The 19,660-nt window shown below is 60.1% G+C and carries 13 protein-coding genes; 10 read left to right on the top strand and 3 right to left on the bottom strand.

Features of this window, described 5'->3' with window-relative positions:
* Positions 1-28 precede the first annotated feature (28 nt).
* Both AC1DJO_RS24025 and AC1DJO_RS24020 read left to right on the top strand, forming a co-directional pair.
* Complete coding sequence (locus AC1DJO_RS24025; RefSeq protein WP_112540851.1) at positions 29-3,676, top strand: FecR domain-containing protein; 3,648 nt, start codon at positions 29-31, stop codon at positions 3,674-3,676.
* Positions 3,676-5,655 (top strand): CHASE2 domain-containing protein, encoded by a 1,980-nt coding sequence (locus tag AC1DJO_RS24020; RefSeq protein ID WP_112386807.1) that lies wholly within the window; start codon positions 3,676-3,678, stop codon positions 5,653-5,655. Before AC1DJO_RS24025 ends, AC1DJO_RS24020 begins: the two co-directional genes overlap by 1 nt.
* Before the next feature lie 351 nt (positions 5,656-6,006).
* Here the strand turns inward: AC1DJO_RS24020 and AC1DJO_RS24015 are convergent, their stop codons facing one another.
* On the bottom strand, positions 6,007-6,420 hold the full coding sequence (locus tag AC1DJO_RS24015; protein WP_112386806.1) for a hypothetical protein: 414 nt from the start codon (positions 6,418-6,420) through the stop codon (positions 6,007-6,009).
* A 633-nt stretch (positions 6,421-7,053) separates the two neighbouring features.
* Between AC1DJO_RS24015 and AC1DJO_RS24010 the strand changes: the two genes are divergently transcribed.
* The 8 genes from AC1DJO_RS24010 to AC1DJO_RS23975 all read left to right on the top strand — a co-directional run bounded on the left by AC1DJO_RS24010 (position 7,054) and on the right by AC1DJO_RS23975 (position 18,098).
* On the top strand, positions 7,054-8,991 hold the full coding sequence (locus AC1DJO_RS24010; protein WP_112386805.1) for a methyl-accepting chemotaxis protein: 1,938 nt from the start codon (positions 7,054-7,056) through the stop codon (positions 8,989-8,991).
* A gap of 4 nt (positions 8,992-8,995) precedes the next feature.
* Complete coding sequence (locus tag AC1DJO_RS24005) at positions 8,996-10,429, top strand: chemotaxis protein CheW (RefSeq protein ID WP_112386804.1); 1,434 nt, start codon at positions 8,996-8,998, stop codon at positions 10,427-10,429.
* A gap of 2 nt (positions 10,430-10,431) precedes the next feature.
* The gene (locus AC1DJO_RS24000) at positions 10,432-11,517 is read left to right on the top strand and encodes a protein-glutamate methylesterase/protein-glutamine glutaminase (protein WP_112386803.1); all 1,086 of its coding nucleotides are present in this window, start codon (positions 10,432-10,434) and stop codon (positions 11,515-11,517) included.
* Complete coding sequence (locus AC1DJO_RS23995) at positions 11,517-12,383, top strand: CheR family methyltransferase (RefSeq protein WP_112386802.1); 867 nt, start codon at positions 11,517-11,519, stop codon at positions 12,381-12,383. Before AC1DJO_RS24000 ends, AC1DJO_RS23995 begins: the two co-directional genes overlap by 1 nt.
* Positions 12,384-14,342 (top strand): chemotaxis protein CheA, encoded by a 1,959-nt coding sequence (locus AC1DJO_RS23990; RefSeq protein ID WP_112386801.1) that lies wholly within the window; start codon positions 12,384-12,386, stop codon positions 14,340-14,342.
* Between the two features lie 346 nt (positions 14,343-14,688).
* Positions 14,689-15,072, top strand: coding sequence for a response regulator (locus AC1DJO_RS23985; RefSeq protein WP_112386799.1), 384 nt, complete (start codon positions 14,689-14,691; stop codon positions 15,070-15,072).
* Positions 15,069-15,707, top strand: coding sequence for a chemotaxis protein CheX (locus tag AC1DJO_RS23980; protein ID WP_112386798.1), 639 nt, complete (start codon positions 15,069-15,071; stop codon positions 15,705-15,707). Before AC1DJO_RS23985 ends, AC1DJO_RS23980 begins: the two co-directional genes overlap by 4 nt.
* Positions 15,708-15,737: 30 nt before the next feature.
* Positions 15,738-18,098 (top strand): PAS domain-containing protein, encoded by a 2,361-nt coding sequence (locus tag AC1DJO_RS23975; RefSeq protein WP_112386797.1) that lies wholly within the window; start codon positions 15,738-15,740, stop codon positions 18,096-18,098.
* A 160-nt stretch (positions 18,099-18,258) separates the two neighbouring features.
* On the opposite strand, the gene lov is transcribed toward AC1DJO_RS23975, so the two are convergent.
* Entirely contained in the window at positions 18,259-19,305 is a 1,047-nt protein-coding gene (gene lov, locus AC1DJO_RS23970; RefSeq protein WP_112386796.1) for a blue-light-activated histidine kinase, read from the bottom strand.
* Between the two features lie 119 nt (positions 19,306-19,424).
* On the bottom strand, positions 19,425-19,595 hold the full coding sequence (locus AC1DJO_RS23965; protein ID WP_162698876.1) for a hypothetical protein: 171 nt from the start codon (positions 19,593-19,595) through the stop codon (positions 19,425-19,427).
* Positions 19,596-19,660: the final 65 nt, after the last annotated feature.

Genomic DNA, 19,660 nt, shown 5'->3' with positions numbered 1-19,660 from the left:
TCGCGACGGCGAGGACAAACGCTTTGCTATGAGGGGTAGCTTTACACATTCCATGTCCGCCATGATGGTGTTGACGGTGGCCGCATCCGTTGCTGCGCTGCCGGCCGGTGCCGAGCCGCTGTCTCGTGCTGAGCCGGCTGCCGGATCGGTGATCGACCGGAAGATGGGCGAGGAAGTCCGCTTCGTCGATCTTTCCAACTGGCAGGATGTCGATCTTCACCAGGATCTGCTTGGCGGCGACGTGCTGCGCACCAATGCGACCGGCCAGCTTGCTATACTGTTCGCAGATCGCACCCAGGTGCGCCTAGGCCGCAACTCGGCGCTCCAGGTAAAGCAGATGGCCCGGCAGGGCGACACCGTTCTCAACCTGCAATCCGGAACCATGTGGGCCCGCGCCCAGCGCGGCGGCACGGGGTTGACGGTGGAAACGCCGGCGGCGGCCGCCGCCATCCGCGGCACCGACTGGACATTGACGGTCAAGGGCGACCAGACTTCGCTGATCGTGCTCGAGGGCCAGGTCGAGCTGAAGAACGACTATGGCAGCGTGCAGGTAGCCGAAGGCGAAGGCGCGGTGGCGACGATTGGCCAAGCGCCACGCAAGCTCGTCATCGTCACGCCTGACGATCGCGAGCAGATGCTGTTCTACCTGACGCTGCGCAGCGGCTTCACCTTCATGCCGGCCTCCCCCCTGCCGGTGCAAACGATGCGCCGCGAACGCAGCCGTATCGAGGACAAGGCCGAGGAGGCGCGAAACGCCGAAGACTGGCTGACGCTGGCGGAAATACAGATATCGCTCGACGGCCGGCAGAAGGCGCTGAACTCGCTTGCGAGAGCGCGTGCCTTACGCTTGTCCGCAACACAACGCGCCCGTGCCGATCTCATTGAGGCGCTGATTGCAGGCGCCGAAAAGCGCTACAGCGAGGCGGCGAAAATGTTCGTGAGAGCCGAACGCGGCCTCGATCCGCTCCGCCGCAGCATCGCCGCCTATGGCGGCTACTACGCCCGCTCGCTGCAGGATCCATCCCGCAACGAACATCCACCGGCCAATGTCACCGGCCCCTACGCCGCCGTGATGAAAGCCTATACGGCAGGCTTCCTGGAAGATATTCCGGCTGCGATCGCAACGATGAAGGCGGCCGAAGCGCGCTATCCCGATGACTCGACGCTCCCTGCCCTGCGCGCGCAGCTGGCGCTGCTGATCAACGATCGCGTCCAGATGCAGGAGGCGATCGACAGGTCGCTTTCGATCGACCCGGACGATCCGAATGCGCTGCAGGCCCGCGCCCGCATGCGCGCCGATTATCAGGGCGATCTCGAGGGAGCACTGAGCGATCTGAATGCCGCGCTCAAGGTGGCCCCCGGCTCCTCCATGGCCTGGAACGACCTCGGCTTGCTGCAGAATGCCCGTGGTGCAGCGCGCGAAGCCGAAGCGGCGCTGAAACGTGCCATCGAACTCGACCGCGACGATCCTATCGGCCACGCCAATCTAGCGATCCTTTATCTCGACCAGTCGCGGATGAAGGAAGCAAAGCTCGAAATCGATCTGGCGCTCGCCGCCGACCCGGCCTTCGACATCGCCCTCCTGGCCCGCGGCCGCTACTATCTGCAGATGGGCGCGATGGACAAGGCGATCGACGACCTGCTGGCCTCCTCGACCGCCAATCCGGCGCATTCCCAGGCGCAGCTCATGCTCGCTGCCGGTCACTACGAAAAGGGCGACCGTGTTCTATCCGAACAAGCGCTCGACAATGCCGACAGACTGGACAGGAACGACCCGGTCATTTCCTCCTTCCGCACAGCCGTTGCCATCGACGACTACGACTCCGATGGCGCGCTGGACTACGCCCAGGAGTTCCTGCGGCGGTCGAAGGCGCGCGGCGGCCATTACGGCTCGCTCGGCGCCAATCAGGATGCCGGCTCAACGCTCAATAACGCCTTCCGCCTGCGCGGATTGAATGCTTGGGGCCGATATTACGGCGACGCGGTCTTCGATCCCTTCGCCGGCAGCGGCTACGTTGACCAGTCTATCCGCGGCAATATTCGCCCCTTCGCCACTAACGAGATCTTCGACGACGAGATCGATCTCTACAAGCTGAACTCCAACAGCTTTTCGGCGCTCTTGCAGGGCCTGCTTCTTGACCCGCACATGCTGTCCGGCCGCTCGCGCTCGGCCAATCTACTACGCCGACCGTTCCTCGAAGGCTCGATCGGCGGCGGCGTGATCAACTCCTCCGGTGAAACCAAGCCGATCGGCGAGGCTGAACTGCAGGGCTTTGCCAACGAGCCGTTCCCGGTCAGCGGCTATCTGAACCTGAAATGGGAACAGACGCCTTACGGCGGTGACTATGGTTCATTCCTGACAACCCCTTTCGCTAGCCCCGGCAGCCTTGATGGGGATATCCGCAGCCTTTCCGGCAACGGCTATCTTACGGCAACGCCAAATCCGGACGACCGGTTCGTGCTTTACGCCAACCACTCCGACAGCAAGCTTGACCAGGCAATCGACTTTCCGGCTGCGGGCTATAACGAGAGCGGTGATATCGATACGAAATCCACAGCCGCGGGTATCGGCTGGAGCCATACGTTCGGCTATCGCAACGTCGTCAATGCCGCATTCTTCTACACCAGCACCGAGCAAAACGTAGAGCAGGAAGTCATCGCCCCACCGCCGCGCATCGCAGACAGTCTGCAGCGCAATTACGTCGCAGCAATCAACCATCTTTACGGCGTCGATGATCTGACCTGGCGCTACGGCATAGAGGGCGGGTTCGTCGATATTAAAGCCGACGATTCGCTGCTTGGGACATCGGTCGACGAGCGGATAGGAATCGGCAGAGCCTACGTCGATCTGCTTCACGACATCACACCAAACCTAAAGGCGGAATACGCACTCTTCGGAACGGCCATAGACGGCGGCTCGACGGATGTGAAGCGGCTTGAGCCACGCCTGGGCATTGCCTGGGCGCCGCTCGACGGCCAATGGCTGCGCGCTGCTTTCATGCGGCAAAGCTATGATATGGGCTCCCCGACCTTGTCGCCGATCGGCGTCGTTGGCATTCAACCCAATCAACCTTATTCGGGCATCGACGGATACACCGATACGATCGCGCTTCAGTGGGACGCGCAATGGACTGAACGCTTGTTCACTAGCATCGAATACCAGCATCAGGAAATTCGTGACCTCGATTTGGCCTACCCGGTCGGCGGTCCATTTCTCCCCTATCTTCCGGGTGGCTTGACCATCAGCAAAGCAAATGTCGATCGCGTTAGCGCAACCGCAAACGTCGCCCTCCTTTATGGATTCGGTGTCTCAGCAACCGTGGCCTATTCTCATTCGAAGAACGAGGATGCTGGCAGCATCGGGTTTGACGAGGCGCTGCCTTACATTCCGGAGAGAAGCGGGCAACTCGCTCTGACCTGGGTCAATGAGGCCAACGTCAAGGCAACGCTTGCAGCGAACTATACCGGAGAGCGTCAAGGTGATGGCGGCATCCTCGGCCCCGAGGTGCTCGACGACTACTGGACCCTTGATGCCAACCTGATTTGGGAGCCGATCGACAAGCGCTTTGCCCTCGAAGCTTCGGCCTTCAATCTTCTTGACGAAGATTTCGAGGTGGCGCCTGGTGTTCCAGGCTGGGGCCGCGCGGTCAAGGGCAGCCTGAAGATCCGCTTCTGATGCCGGGCAGAAAGACACAATCCACCCGCCCAACCGGCTGGCCCGTCTCCAGCCGTCCGGTCAGACTAGCCGTCCTCGTACTGGTGACACTGGTGGCGATTTCGCTGCTCTCGCGTCTGCCGGCATGGTCGCTGCTGGAGCTCAGGAGCTTCGACTATCTCTCGACCGTCGATGATCCGCTGCCACCCGAGGAAGCGCCTGTGATCGTCGCGATCGACGAGCCGGCACTGGCGCAGATCAACGAACAATGGCCGTGGCCACGCAGTCTGCACGCCCGCCTGATCACCGCCCTGCGGGCTGCGGGCGCAAAGGCTGTCGGGCTTGATATCATCATGGCTGAACCCTCGTCGCCTGATAACGACGGCGCGGTGACCGCAGCTGTCGGCCCCGATGTCGTGTTGGCCGGCGACGAGACGCTGATCCAGGCGCCGCAGGCAGACCAGCTCATTCGCACCACGCCACTGCCTCAATTTACCGCTGCCGGCGCAAGAACCGGGATCGCCTCAATTGATCTCGGCGGCGACGGCATCTTCCGCACCATTCCGTCCTATAAGGACGGATTTGCCGTAACGCTGGCTGCTGCAGCTGGCAGGACGCCAATGAAGACGTCAAAAAATGCGATGATCCAGTCCTTCGGACCGTCTCGCAGCTATCCCACCGTGTCCTATTATCAGGCGCTTGACCCGCAGAATTTTCTGCCTCCGGATTTTTTCAAGGATCGCATCGTCCTGGTCGGCCTCAGCCTACAAAATGCGCCTGAGATCGACAAAGGCGGCGCCGATACATTCGCGACGCCCTATACAGTGCACACCGGCAAGCTGGTCGCCGGAGTCGAAATCCAGGCGACGATCTACGACAACATCGTCCACGGTTTCTTCATCGAAAAAGCCGGACTACCACTCGTCGCCCTAGTGATCCTTGTGGCCGCCGTGCTTGCAGCTGCAAGCGTCCTTCGCTCGACCAGCTGGCTAGCGATGGCGGCGGCCGTTACTGCCGTCTGCCTTTTCTCGGCCGCAAGTTTCGTAGGCATCCGCTTCGGCCATATCTTCGTTTCGCCGCTCGGCCCGTCAATCGCCTATATCGCCGTCGTCTTCGGCCAGACGGCATTCGACTTCGCCGAGGAGCGGCGCAACAAGCTGCAGATCACCCGCGCCTTCTCGCAATATCTCTCGCCCGACCTCGTCAAGCGCCTCTCTGAAGACCCCTCGCAGCTTAAGCTCGGCGGCGAGCGGCGAACCCTTTCGATCCTGTTCTCCGATGTGCGCGGGTTCACGACCATCGCCGAGACGCTGAGGGACGATCCCGAACAGCTGACCGCGCTGATCAATCGGCTACTGACGCCACTATCTGAAGTGGTGATGAACCATGGCGGCACGATCGACAAATATATGGGCGACTGCATCATGGCCTTCTGGAACGCGCCGCTCGACGATCCCGATCACGCGATGCATGCCGTCGTCGCGTCGCTGGCCATGCAGGAGGAAATTGCCAAGTTGAATCTGGAGCTGGAGGCCGAATCCGAAGCCAGCGGCATGCAGCTGCATGTCCTCAAGATGGGCGTTGGCATCAACACTGGCGAATGCGTCGTCGGCAACATGGGCTCCACCCGCCGCTTCGACTATTCCTGCCTCGGCGACAGCGTCAATCTTGCCTCGCGCCTCGAAGGCGCCTCGAAGAATTATGGCGTTGCATTGCTGCTTGGCGAGACCACCGCATCCCTGGTGAGCGGCCGGTATACGATCGCAGAGCTCGACCGTGTCATCGTCAAGGGCAAGACGGTTCCCGCTCCCGTTTTCACCATCCTGCACCGTGCCGAGGAGGACGCACTGGCGGCGCACGCCCAGTTTCTCCAGGCGAAATATGCGGGCGAATTGCGGGAAGACGATCCGCGCTTCGATGCAATGGCCGGGATGATACCGGAGCTATCGGGCTATTACACGATCATGCGCCATCATGAACGCACTGCGCGCGACCGGTAGTCCCGCGCGCGCGTTTGATTTATCGGCTAACGTGCCGCAGCGCCCGCATGGTACTCCCGACAACCTAAACGATGCTGTAACGCTAGCAGCCCCGGCCCGTTTGGGCGGGCGACTCAAAGGAAAAACCCTTACGGCTGCAACCGCAAGGGTTCTGCTGCGGTTGAGGTCACAGCGCGCGGACGCGTCAGGAGGGCATTCTAACGACGTCCACTGCTTACAACCACGATTGCATTCGATGGTTCCAACAAAAAAGCGCCACCTTTTACGGTGACGCTATAGTTGAGGATACAGGAAATCACTCGACAAAGACCGAGAGGTCATCACGACTGAGTACACTTGTGTGTCGAGTGATCAGGGTGAGAACAGTCTCACCCTCTGTATGTTCCTAGGGCTTTGAAAATAAATGGGGTTCGCGCCATCATGTTTTGCTAAGCCGCCGAACACCTCCCCAGCTTCCAACATTCCCATATGATGAGGTCGGCGGGTATTGATGACGGCCAGATCACTTCTTAGCTTTGGGCGGTGGGACTTAGTCGAAGATAGGATCCAGGCAAAGCTCCACGCTTCGATCGTACCGGAGCCGCGGAGAAAATCTGCCGCACCGTTCGCATCTTCGTTTTTCTGGAGGTGGTCGATCAGCGCCTTGGGCGAGGAAAGTCCTGGCAGGGTCATCAGAGAAAGGGAATGCTCGATTTCATCAACATCACCAAGCCCGACGACTGGCGGCGAACCCGGCGTCATTAATGTCCAACTGTACTGTTTCATTCCCCGCTCCCCAAGACCGAATAAGGCCCGCCCCTGTCACAGTGGTGAGCCTATAGCCTACAGCCGACCACGTCCCTTATGAAAGTATTTACCCACCTCGAACCGTTTGGATGATTTGGCGTTTCCAATGCAAATTACCCACTTCAATCTTGGGTGCGATCTCGGCATGGCCACTGACGCAAATCTTGTGTCGGTTAGTGAGGACGAGTTCCTAATCCGCATGAACCTTATGGAAGAGCTTGGAAACGGCGACCGCGGATGAAGCACCGGCGGTTCTGAATGACTGCCCAGATATCGAAGCGATCTTAGCTGGCATCGACATGCCTGGCTCTTCAAACGGCTGGGGCTGGCCAAGGTCGTGCATGGCTCCCTTCCGGAATGGCGATCATGGTGGCGTCGGGCTTCCTCAAGGTTCCCAGCAATGGCCTTCCGGCCGGAATTCCATTTCTGCCAAATCTTGTGACGTCAGTCACGTCATAAACCATATCCGCGAGCTGGTCCGTTAGCAGGGCAAGAGAGATTGCTTTGCCAAGCCCTTTAAGCCATAAAAATCAAGTGAGTTAGCTGCCTTGTGCTTGCTCGGCGCCTTCCGTCGTGGGCGCGCATCCGAGGCCCAAAGACAACGGAAATCCTATGGCACTGGTCAAGACCTCCCAACTGGGCGCAAAGCCGGCCTCCAGCAAACTGGTAACATCCGCTCCGGCGGCAACCGCCGTTGGCGACAAATCGGCGGCCTCCCGCCGCTCTCAAGATCGCACCCGCGTTCGCCAGCAGAAGGCGGCCGAGCGCATTGGTGCTGCAACGGAAGAATTGTCGACCGGTGTCGCCGAGGCGGCAGCGGCAGCCGAGCAACTCCAGCGCGCACTCGAGCAGATTGCTACCGGCGCTGAAGAAGCAGCAGGGGCTGCCCATGAATCCCTCTCCGCAACCACGCAACTTTCATCAAGGTTCGGTGATGCCCGGTCCGAAGCCCAGGCTGCACGGGCGCGGACCGAAAGGCTGCAGGCTTCAGTGCTGGAAGCCGCCGCACAGATCGACACATCGGTCACCGCCATCGACACGAACGCTTCGCGACAGATCGCATCCGTTGCCATCATCGAAAGACTTCAATCTCAGGCTGAGAAGATTGCCGCGACCACGGTCGCTGTTACCGATATCTCGGATCGCACTAACCTCTTGGCCTTGAATGCCGCGATCGAGGCCGCCCGCGCCGGTGGAGAAGGTCGGGGATTTGCAGTCGTTGCCGACGAAGTCCGTTTGCTGGCGGAAGTCGCCGAACGCAGTTCGCGTAACGTCAACCAGCATGCCGAGACCATTGTCGACGGGGTCCGTCGTATTACCGAGCGCATGAACGCTGCGGCGGCTAAGGCGCGGGAACAAACGGTATCGGGACGGGCGGTCGCCGAAAAACTGCACGCCGTCCGCTCGGGGCTGACCTCCTTGTCGCAGAGCAGCCAGACTATCCTCATCGCCGCTGTCGAGGCGGAGATGGCCACCCGCGAGGCGCAGAAAGGTGCCGAAACGGTGGCGGCAGCCGCAGAGCAACAGTCCGCGGCGGCCAGTGAGGCGCAACGCTCCGTCCTGCAGCAGAGTTCGGCGCTGGAGGAAAGCCAAAAGACTGCCCAATCGCTAGCCATCCTTGCCGACGAGCTCATGAATGAAGGGGGCCGGGCCTCACGGGCGGAAGAACTGAGTTCGGCCGCCGAGGAACTTTCCGCGACCGTCCAAGAGCTTTCCGGCGCCGCCAGCGAGATCCTGATCGCCGTCGAGCAGATAAGCCGCGGCGCTGAGGCCCAAGCGGCCGCCACGCAGCAGGCCAACGCCGCGATGGTCCAGATCGAGAAAAGCGCCTCACAGGCCCAGGTCAGTGCGGAAAACGCAAGCGAGCGAGCTCAGGAAATCAAGGCGTTGCTGGCAAGAAACAAAACGGGCCTGACGGGTCTTGCATCCGGCATCTCCGATGCCCTGACAGAAACCCGCAACGCACTGTCAGACCTTAATTTGCTCGGCGAAATCGGCTTCCAGATCGAACGCACCGTCGACCGGATGGTGCTTGTCGCCGTCCAGACCAACATGCTGGCCGTCAGCGGCTCGGTGGAAGCGGCGAGAGCCGGCGACGCGGGCCGCGGTTTTGCCGTGGTCTCTACCGATATCCGCAAGCTCGCCCAGGACGCAGCAGAAAATATCGATGGCGTGAAGGACATTGTCCGGTCGATCCAGATCCAGATCCTCGTGGTCCAGCGCGAGCTGGAAGCGATTATGGTGGCTTCCGAGGCGGAGATCGCCAAGAGCAAGCTGACCGTCGATCTTCTGTCCGTAGCAGAAGCCGATATCGAGACGACGGTGCGCGGCAATGCCACAATCCTGGAAGCCGCGCAGGCAATTCTCATTGCGGCCAAGCAGGTTCAGGTCGGCACTCAGCAGATCGCCTCCGTCGCCGAGGAAGCAAGCGCAGCCTCGGAGCAGGCCGCCACCGCGGCACGGCAGCAGTCCCGCGGGGCAGAAGACCTGGCAGCGGCCGTCGAGGAGATCGCGTCGCTGGCCGACGAACTCCAGATGTCTGGAAGCTGACACGATGGAAAGCTCCCCCCCGAAGGCGGACCTGCGACGCCGGCTTGCGTTCAGGGTTGGACAGAGACGCCACGAGATTGACGCCGATCGGGTTCTGGAAGTGGTCAGGGCCGGCCACATCACCCGGGTGCCGAACGCTCCCGCGGCCCTGAGTGGCATTGCCAGTCTGCGCGGCCGCCCGATACCTATCCTGTCGATGGGGCGGATCCTAAGCGGCGACGATAGCGCTTCCCCTCACGACGGCAAGATCATCGTCTATGATCACGGTGGAGCGGTTGGCCTGCTCGTCGATGACGTGCTCACGCTTTCGGAAGAAACCACCGCAGCACCGCTCGAGGGCTTGAGCGGTCTTCTCGATGCCGCGTTCAAGACCACGCGGCGTGCGCAGGCGGGGCGAACGGGCTCTATCGCACCCGATGCAGGCAGCCAGGCAAGCGTGACTTTGGCGCCGATTTTGTCGTTTCACGTCGCCGGCCAGCTTTACGGACTGCCGCTCAAACACGTGAGAGAAGTGGCTATCATGCCGAACGACGTCGCGGTCCTTGCCAACGGACAGGGAGCGGTGATGGGGCTTATGTCCCTGCGCAATAGCCTCCTGCCTCTGGTCTCGCTCGCCTCGCTGATGGGCCTGGAAATCACCCGATCGACAGCGGAAAATGCACGAGTCGTGGTTGTCCAGCATGAGGGTGATCTGTTCGGTCTTGTCGTCAACGCGATGGACGTCATCTATCGCCTGCCCGAGCAGGCCATCGATCCCGTGCCGGAAGTCCTGCAGCGTGGGCGCGGCGATGGCCAGATTGCGGCGATCGGCCGGATTGCGGATGGCAGACGACTGATCTCGATCCTGTCACCGGAAAAGCTTTTCGCTCACGACGAGGTCGCGAGGGTCATCGGCCAGAAAACAGGAGCCGCACCAATGGACACAGCGCCTGAAGCGGACGATGCAGTGGAACAAGTCCTGATCTTTCAGCTGGGCGAGGAAAACTTCGGCATTCCGATCGCCTCGGTGGACGAAGTCATCAGGGTGCCACTCGATGTCACTCGCATACCAGGAGCGCCTGCCTTCGTTATCGGGGTCATCAACCTGCGCGGCAGGGCCGTTCCCCTGATCGATCAGCGAAGTCGCTTCGACAGCCCGGCCTCGATGCAGACAGCCGCCGCGCGCGCCATCGTGGTGACGATCGGCAAGCTACAGGCCGGCTTCGTCGTCGATACCGTGTCGGAGGTCAAGGCCCTGCCGGCGGCGGCCGTTTCCGTAGCTCCCGAGTTTGCTTCTCAACAGACGGATGTCTTCGACCGCATCGCCCATATCGAGGCCGATGGCCGGATGGTACTGCTGGTCGATCCCCAGGAGCTTCTGACGAAGGCAGAGCGGGACGTGGTTGCCGCCATCACCGAAGGCAAGGCCGGCACCAGGGAAAAGACGGGCGGCACCTGACTATGATCCGTCTCCTCATCGTCGAAGATTCCGCCCTTATGCGGAAGCTGCTCGGCCAGATTTTCGGCACTGAGCCTGATTTCCAAATCGGGTTCGCCCGCGATGGCGATGAGGCGCTGAAGATCATCTCGGACTTTCGCCCTGACGTCGTAACGCTCGACATCCACATGCCACGGATGAACGGCCTGGAATGTCTCGACCGCATCATGCTAGAGCACCCCTGCCCGGTGGTGATGGTCTCCTCTCTCACCGAAGAAGGAGCGGAAGAGACTTTGGCGGCACTCGAGATCGGTGCTGTCGATTTCATCGCAAAACCGAGCGGCGCCATTTCCCTTGGCATCGAGGAACTGGCGCCTCGCCTGGTCGAAAAGGTCCGCATCGCCGCTTCGGTGCGCATCCGGCGCAGCCGCCGGCTCGCAGAGCGCGTCCGTTTCGCCCGGTCCGTGCCGTCTGCACCGGTATCCTCGTCCAAGCTTCGCGACACCACCTCTAGTCCCGTGACCCAAGACGCGGCGGCCCACGGGCTGGTGCTGGTCGGCACGTCGACAGGTGGCCCGCCGGCGCTGGACGCGGTGCTTACCCGTCTGCCGTCCGACTTTAAATGGCCGGTCGTGGTCGCGCAGCACATGCCCGCCTCCTTCACCGGAGCCCTTGCCAAGCGTCTCGACAGGATATGTGCGATGACCGTCACAGAAGTCACCCGGCCGATACGTCTGGATCCGGGCAATATCTACATCGCCAGGGGTGACGCCGATATCCTCATCTCTTCCCGCGCCGGAAATCTGGTCGCCATGGCGGCACCGAACAATCCCGAGTTCCGTTGGCATCCGAGCGTCGATCGCATGGTGCGCTCGGCCATGAAGCATGTTCCGGCAAGATCCTTGATCGGCGTCCTTATGACCGGCATGGGCAATGACGGCGCGGCGGCTATGGCCGATCTCAGATCAGCCGGCGGTTATACGATTGCCGAGGCCGAAGAGACCGCCGTCGTCTGGGGAATGCCGGGCGAGCTGGTGCAGCGCGGCGGAGCGAGCGAGGTGAAGCGGCTCGACCAGATCGGGCAACATCTGATGGATCAGGTCTGCTGATGGCCATGCCACCGATCACCTCGAAAGAATACGGGCTGGAGCCTCTGTCTGCGGCTGACCTCGAGGAAATCTGCGCCCTCATCTACAAGCGCAGCGGCATGGTGTTTGGTGAGACGAAGCGCTATTATATCGAGCGCCGCATTACGGACCTGTTGCGCCAGCGGCGGGCGCGATCCGTCAGGGACTACATTTCGATACTGCGCAGCGATTTCGGTGAATCCGAACTGCTGATCAACAGCTTCACAATTAACGAGACGTATTTCTATCGCGAATTGCACCAGCTTTCGTGCCTGAGCAATTCGATCCTTCCCGACCTCATCCGCGCAAAGGGTCCGGGCGACCGGATCCGCATCTGGTCCATGCCCTGCTCCAGCGGCGAGGAACCGTATTCCATCGCGATCTGGCTGCTCGAAAACTGGCCGCTCGTGGATGCCTATAATATCGAGATCGTCGGGTCAGATATAGATACAGAGATCCTGCGCCGCGCGGTCGATGGCTATTTCGGCCAGCGGGCGCTCTCAAAGCTGTCCCCGGATCTTCTCGACCGCTATTTCGAACCAGAGCGGGATCAGCAGCGCCGGCTGATCGGCGATCTGAGGGAGTCCGTCACCTTTGCGAAGGGCAATATCATCGATCGCCAGAGCCTTGCCGCGCTCGGTCATTTTGACGTGATATTCTGCCGCAACCTGCTCATCTATTTTGACGAAGCGGCCCGCGAGACCGCAGCACGAAACATTCGCGAAATGTTGAATCCCCGCGGCTATGTTTGCCTTGGCCATACGGAGTCTATGTCGAGAATGTCGAAGTCCTTCGACACGGTGCGCTTTCCCGATGCCATCGTTTATCGCGAGACGAGAGATATATAGATGGATGAATTGATCGAACAGTTCGCCATCGAGGCGCGCGAGCTCGTCCAGCAGGCCTCAGACGACCTGATGGCGCTGGAGGCCGACGCCGGCAATCGAGAACATCTGGAAAGCGCTTTCCGGGCAATCCATACGCTCAAGGGTTCCGTGGGCCTTTTCGACCTCGGCCCGATGAAGGACGTGCTGCATCACGCCGAAAACCTCCTGTCCCACGCGCGCGCCGGCATGATCGCGGTGGATGCGACCCTTGTCGATCCACTTCTGTCGGTGGTCGAATGGGTGGAAGACAGCATCGACGCGATCGTTGAAACCGGCCATCTGTCCGACGCCCAGGACAAACAAGCCTCCCGGCTTTTCGGTCTTTTGAAAGGCGAGATGACCGCGCGCGAAACCGTTGAGGCAATCCGTTCCTCGACGACAATACCGGAATGGGCGCTCGCACTTGCCGAACGCCTACCGTCCTCTGGCACCCCAGGCACCGTGATCGCCATTCGCTACGAACCGCACCCTGAATGCTTTTTCAACGGCGACGATCCTCTGGCGACCATCTCGCGCCTGCCGGACCTTCAACATCTGTCACTCTCGCTTACAGAGCCGCCTCCGTCGCCGAAAAACTACGATCCCTTCCGCTGTAGCCTGGTGATCGAGGCCGTTTGCGGTGGGCCGCTGTCGAAGCTGGAACCAGAGTTCCGCCTGATCCCCGATCAGGTGAAGCTGGTAGAACTGCCCCGGCCGGGCGATCAACGGACATCCGCCGCAATTGATAGATCGCCGCAACGCCTCACTGATCGCCAGGCGACTATGCGGGTGGATTCGGCGCGAATCGACAGGCTCATCGAGATTGCCGGCGAGCTGGTCACTGCCAAGAACGGCCTCGTGCCACTCGCCGAGGAGGCGCAAAACCATGGTGAAGGCGCGCTTGCTAGACGCATCGGCTCCAGCCACGAGGAGATCGAACGGCTTGTGGCCTCGCTTTACAGCGCCGTCACCCAGGCCAGGATGATCCCCCTGGAGCAGACGTTCCGCCGTTTTCCGCGGCTGGTCCGCGAGACATCCACGAAGCTCGGCAAAGCACTCGATCTGGTGATCGAAGGCGAAACCGTCGAAGCCGACCGGGAAATCGTCGAAAACCTGTTCGAACCGCTGCTCCACCTCATTCGAAACGGGCTTGACCACGGTATCGAACACGACGGCGAACGCTTGCAATCGTCGAAGTCGGCGAGAGGGCGCATCCTCCTGCGCGCACGCCAGCGCGGCGACCAGGTCGAAATCGAAGTGACCGACGATGGCCGGGGTATGGACCCGGAGCGCATCCGCAAGACCGCCGTGGACAGGGGCCTGTTGACCGCAACCAGGGCGGCCTCCCTGCCCGACAGGGATGCGCTGCAGCTTGTCTTCGCGCCAGGTTTCTCGACCGCGTCGGCAGTATCCGACCTTTCGGGCCGCGGCGTCGGCCTCGACGTTGTGCAACGTTCCATCCACCGGCTCGGCGGTACACTTGACATGCAAACTGCGCTTGGATCGGGAACATCCTTTACGCTCAGGCTCCCGATCAGCTTCTCGATGACCCAACTGATGGTCGTCGAAGTGGGAGGCGAACGTTACGGCATCCCCATTTCCGACATAGTTGAGACCCAGAGACTACCGCTGCGGGCCGTTCAGCCGATCAGGGCCGGCCGCGCATTCATCCTGCGAGATCGCACCATCCCCTTGCTTTATCTCGCCGACCTGCTTCAGATCCCGCAGACCGGCGCAGCGTCCGCGGACCTGAAGGTTCTCGTGGTTCGGGCCGGGGAAGACCAAATCGGCGTGGTGGTCGATGCAATTGCAGAACGGGCCGAAACCCTGACGCGGCCGCTATCCGGTTTCCTTCAGGGAGTGACGGGGATAGCTGGTACCACCCTACTCGGCGACGGCAGGGTCCTGCTCGTGCTCGATCTGGAGGAGCTGATACAATGACTATAAGCGTCGATGACAAGGCAATTCGATTGGAAGGTCAATGTGGCGTCGAGGAAGTCGAGACACTGGTGGACTACATGGATCGCCATCCCGACCTACATATAGACCTGAGCGCCGCGACAACGATCCACACTTCCCTTTTGCAAGCATTGATGGTTTTCCGGCCAACTCTTATGAGCCCCCCTGTATCATCCTTGATATCAGATAGTGTGCTACGAGAAATTTACGCTTGTTGCAGGCAATCCGGCCAGTGATAGGCTATCCAACGAGCGAATGCTCCTGCACAAACATACGTGTTACAGGTCATAAGTATGCATAGGTTCGCAATGATATGTCGGGGAATGAAATGACTGTTACAGTCCTGGTCGTGGATGATAGCAAACTGGCTCGCATTGTCGCGGGCAAGGCGATTGCCGCCTTGCAGCCCGATTGGACGCGTGTCGAAGCCGGCAGTGCTGCGGATGCCTTGACGCTCGTGGGCTCCCAGCATATCGACGTGGCGATACTGGATTTCAATATGCCGGATAAAGATGGCCTTGAGCTGGCATCGGAGCTGCGGTCCGCCCACCCTCACATGCCGATCGCGGTGATTACCGCGAACGTCCAGGACGAAATTGTCGCTCGCGTGCGTGCCCTTAACGCCACATTCGTCGCCAAGCCGGTAACACAGGACGCGCTCAGCCCTTTTATTGCAGGGGCCGCTCTTCGGCTCAAGAAAGCCGGCACATGACGGACGATACGATCGACCTCAACGAACTCGAGCGCGACGCGCTGACCGAACTCGTGAATATCGGCGTCAGCCGCGCGGCCGCAAGCCTGCGCAAGATGGTCGAAAAAGAAGTCATCCTTTCGGTGCCATCGGTCGAGATCGTTACCAGGAAATCCGCCGCGTCCCTGATCGGCCAACGGGAGAGCGAAGCTCTCATAGCCGTGCAGCAGCAGTTCGAGGGCCCGTTCTCTGGCCGGGCGCTGCTGATCTTCCCGCAAAGCAACGGCCTGTCGCTCGTGCGCGCCATTGTTGGTGATGAAATGGAAGAGGCAGAGCTTCTCGAGATGGAAGACGAGGCGCTCGCCGAGACCGGCAACGTCATACTCAACGGCTGTCTCGGCTCCATGGCGAACATGCTGCAGCATAGCTTGAAAATGTCGCTCCCAGATGTGCTGCGCGGCGACAGCAGCCTGCTCTTCGAGGTTTACAACCGAAGCGGCGAAGGAAGTTTCGTGCTATTCCTGTACATTAACTTTTCTGTCCGGGAACGTGATATCCGCGGCTACATCGCGATGATCATGGACTTGCCGTCCATGGAGAAGCTGAAGCAGCTCATTGGCGATTTTATCGACCGTGTAATGACGGATACCGAGTAGCACAAACCCGAATTAGCATTGGCGAACTTCATGACAAATAGTGCCGATAACCCGGTGATCGACCGTGAACGTTCGCAGATGGACGCGGCACAACGACGTCTGCAGTTGGTTCTGGAAGCAGCTGGCGCGACTTGCAGCTGGGAATGGGATATTGCCGAAAAGCGCCTTGTGGCAGACGCGCGTTTTGCCTCCATAACCGACCAAGACCCAGTCGCGCTGGCCGAAGGCGTCGCGACCGACCGGTTCTTCGCCTCCATCCATCCCGACGACCTGAAGCGGGTGAAAATTGCTGTTGCGGGGATTCTGGCCGGCTCGGAGGTCTTTTCCAAGGAATATAGGCTGCTGCGCAACGATGGTGGTTATCGCTGGGTCCGTGCCAGCGGACGGGCGATCCGCAACGCAGACGACGAGCCGGTAAAGTTCGTCGGCACTCTTGTCGACATCACCGAACAGAAGCGCAGCGACGAGCAACTTCGCATCGCCCAGTCTGCAGGCGGCATCGGTACTTTCGAATATATCGTCGGCTACGGCACGATCCGCGTCTCGGAACAGTTCTGTCGACTGTTCGGCCTACATCCGACAAAAATATTACCGGTCAAGACCCTCAACGACCTCATTTATCCCGGCGACAAACCTATTATTGATCTCAGCGATCCCAATAGTCTTCAGAGCGAACATAACATCGAGTTTCGGGTCGCGCGCGCCGACGACGGAGAAGAGCGCTGGCTCGCACGCCGCGGCGAATATGTGGAGAACATCGAGACCAGCGGCCGGCGCTACGTCGGCGTCATCTTTGATATAACCGATGCCAGGAAAACGCAGGAAAGTCTGCGGCATGCCAACGAGAAGCTTGCCGAGATAGCGCGTGACAGCATTCGTGAGCGGGACCGCGTCTGGAAAAACTCGCGAGACCTTCTCGTCGTAATCGATACGAATGGGGTGTTCAGGGATGTCAGCCCGTCCTGGCGTGACATTCTCGGTCACATACCGGGTGAGGTCATCGGCAAAAGAGTACTCGACTTCGTCTGGGCGGAGGACCGTGACCAGACGCAGCCCGACCTAAAGAGGGCCTCAGAGAACACCCATACAGCGCTTGAAGTGCGACTCACCCATCACGATGGTTCGCCTCGGGTGATTTCTTGGATGACCTCCCGCGAAGACGACCGCATCTACGCATATGGTCGCGATGTCACGCTCGACAAGCAACAGAAAGCGGTCCTTGAGGAAACGGAAGCCCAATTGCGGCAAGCTCAAAAAATGGAAGCTGTTGGTCAGCTCACTGGTGGTATCGCGCACGATTTCAATAACATGCTCACGGGGGTGATCGGCGCTCTATCCATCATCAAGAGACGGATTGCTGCCAAAAAAACCGATGATCTCGACAAGTTTATCGATGCAGCGACATCGTCCGCGCATCGCGCTGCATCACTCACTCATCGCCTACTTGCCTTTTCCCGCCGCCAGTCCCTTGATCGGCAACCTGTCGACGTAACGAAACTCGTTGTTTCCATGGAGGAGTTGTTTCGTCGGACCCTTGGGGAGCAGGTAAAACTGCAGATTATTCCGGCACCCGAGACCTGGAACGCGATCACCGATGCCAACCAGCTCGAGAGCGCTATCCTCAATCTGGTCATCAATGCCCGCGATGCGATGCCGGATGGTGGTCAGTTGACCATTGAGACTGCAAATGTTGGTTTCACCAAGGCCGACCTCGCCCACGGCGAGACCTTGGAACCCGGGAATTACGTCGTGATCGCCGTGAGTGACACCGGCACGGGCATGTCGCAAGCGACGATTGATAAGGCATTTGATCCCTTTTTCACGACAAAGCCGATCGGACAGGGTACGGGTCTCGGTTTGTCGATGATTTATGGCTTTGCGCAGCAATCGGGGGGCCATGCCCGCATTTATAGCGAAATCGGCATCGGCACGACGATCAAGCTGTACCTTCCGGGAGGAACGGCAACCGAAGCAGGGGCGCCCACCCAACAGAAACCCGCAATTTCCCTGCCGCGCGGCGACGGGGAAACCGTCCTTGTTATCGAGGATGATGACTCCGTTCGCATGCTCGTCGTCGACGTACTCAAGGAGCTCGGGTACCGCGTGATTGAAACAGTTGACGGCAACCAAGCCCTGCCCGTGATCGAAGGGTCTGAACGTATCGATTTGCTGGTTTCGGACGTTGGCCTTCCGGGATTGAACGGGCGCCAAATCGCGGAAATCGCCGTCGCCGCCCGTCCCGGTCTGAAAGTTCTATTCATCACCGGCTACGCCGCAGCCGCCGCCGCCAGAGCTGAATTTCTCGGCCCTGGTATGGAGATGATCACAAAACCCTTTGCGATTGATGATCTTGCCCAGAAAGTGAGAATGATGCTGACGGTTATCGGCTGAGATGCCTACCTGACGTCCACACTCGCTTCCATCGTAATGGCTGGCAGAGTCGGATCGACGAAGTGATTCCGTGGAGGGAAAGCGTTCGCAAACCTTTCCGCCGACCAGACTGCGCCTCCGTCTGCAACAGCTCGCTCTTCGTCGGTCCCGACAGCAGGTGTCAAGGTTTGGATCTGAGACTGGCGCCGACACGGTTCAGCGACGGCAGCTCGACCCTGACGTGAAGGTCTTGGTCGCGCCACTCCCGACTTATTTTGCCACCAAGTTGCTTCTCCAGCACGGCGCCAAGCAAAACAGTGCCGAAGCCCTTCCGGGGCGTAGCGCCGTTCTTGATGCCCTGCTCGCGCCACTCAATCGTCAGCCCGTTGTCCGCCTGTCGCCAGGTGACAGTCAGGCTTCCCTCAGGATGCGAGAGCGCTCCATGCACCGCAGCGTTTGCGGCAAGCTCATGAATTGCCAGTCCGAGTGGCTGAACCGAAGGCGCGGGGATCATGACCGACGGACCGCTGATCTCGACAGCTTTAGCCCCGTAGGCACTGATCTGCAGCGATATGATGTCGTGGAGCGAGGCCTCCTGCCAGCCATTCTCGGCGAGCAGCATGTGGGTTCTGGCAAGCGCCTGAACCCGCTGCTGAACGGACGCGGCATAGGCAGCGGCGTTGTCGGATCGTGTCAGGCGCACGATGCTATCGACGATGGCCAGCACGTTCTTCGTTCTGTGGTCCACCTCCAGCAGCAAACGGTGCTCAGCCTCTTCGAGCGTCTGGACCTTCCGATATTCGGTGACGTCGATCTGGGACGCAAAATAATAGGCAAGACGACCGTCGTCGTCCCTGATGGGGCTGAGATGAAGCTGGTTCCAAAAGGCACTTCCGTCCTTCCTATAGTTGAGGATTTCGACTGTGCCCTCGCGCTCAGCGCCGATGATGGCCCGTATCTGGGCGACAGACTCTCTCGATGTGTTCTCTCCCTGCAGAAGCCGACAGTTCCGTCCCACGAGATCTTGCGCGTCATAGCCGGTGAGGTGAAGGAAAGCTTCGTTTGCAAGAACAAGTGGGTAGTCGGGCTGACGGGCATCCGCGACCACAATAGGCATCCGCGTTCGCTGAAACGCGAATGCAGCGAGCTCCTTGTGATCGACCATCCCTTGTGTGGAGGCCGCGGCCGGCTTGTCCCCATGAATGTCTGACGGCTTGGCTTCGATCACGGCTCACCCTGTGTGCTCACTGGATTAATACAACGTCGAAGCCAGACAAATGTTTCGCCGAACACGACATCGGGCAGCGTCTTGAGGTCCGAGACCGTTTGGAACATGCAAGTCTTCGGTTAAACGCTATAAGCAGGCTCTGCGGCACCGCAGGTCAGATCACTCGATCTATTTTCCGTGATGTCGTACGGCTTCGGATAGGAAGCTTCGTAACGGGGATGGCAGCAGGTTGCGGCAATGACGGCCATCATGAGCACGACGATCGAGATGGTGACCAAGACGATCCTCATCGGATTCTTCTGTTTCGTATGAACTACTGCGACGCTCGCGGGTTCCGCCATCGCGCCTTATCCGC

The organism is Rhizobium sp. 05N430 (assembly GCF_056396985.1).
Note: the sequence above shows the minus strand (reverse complement) of the source record. Positions and strands in the feature narration are given on the sequence as shown.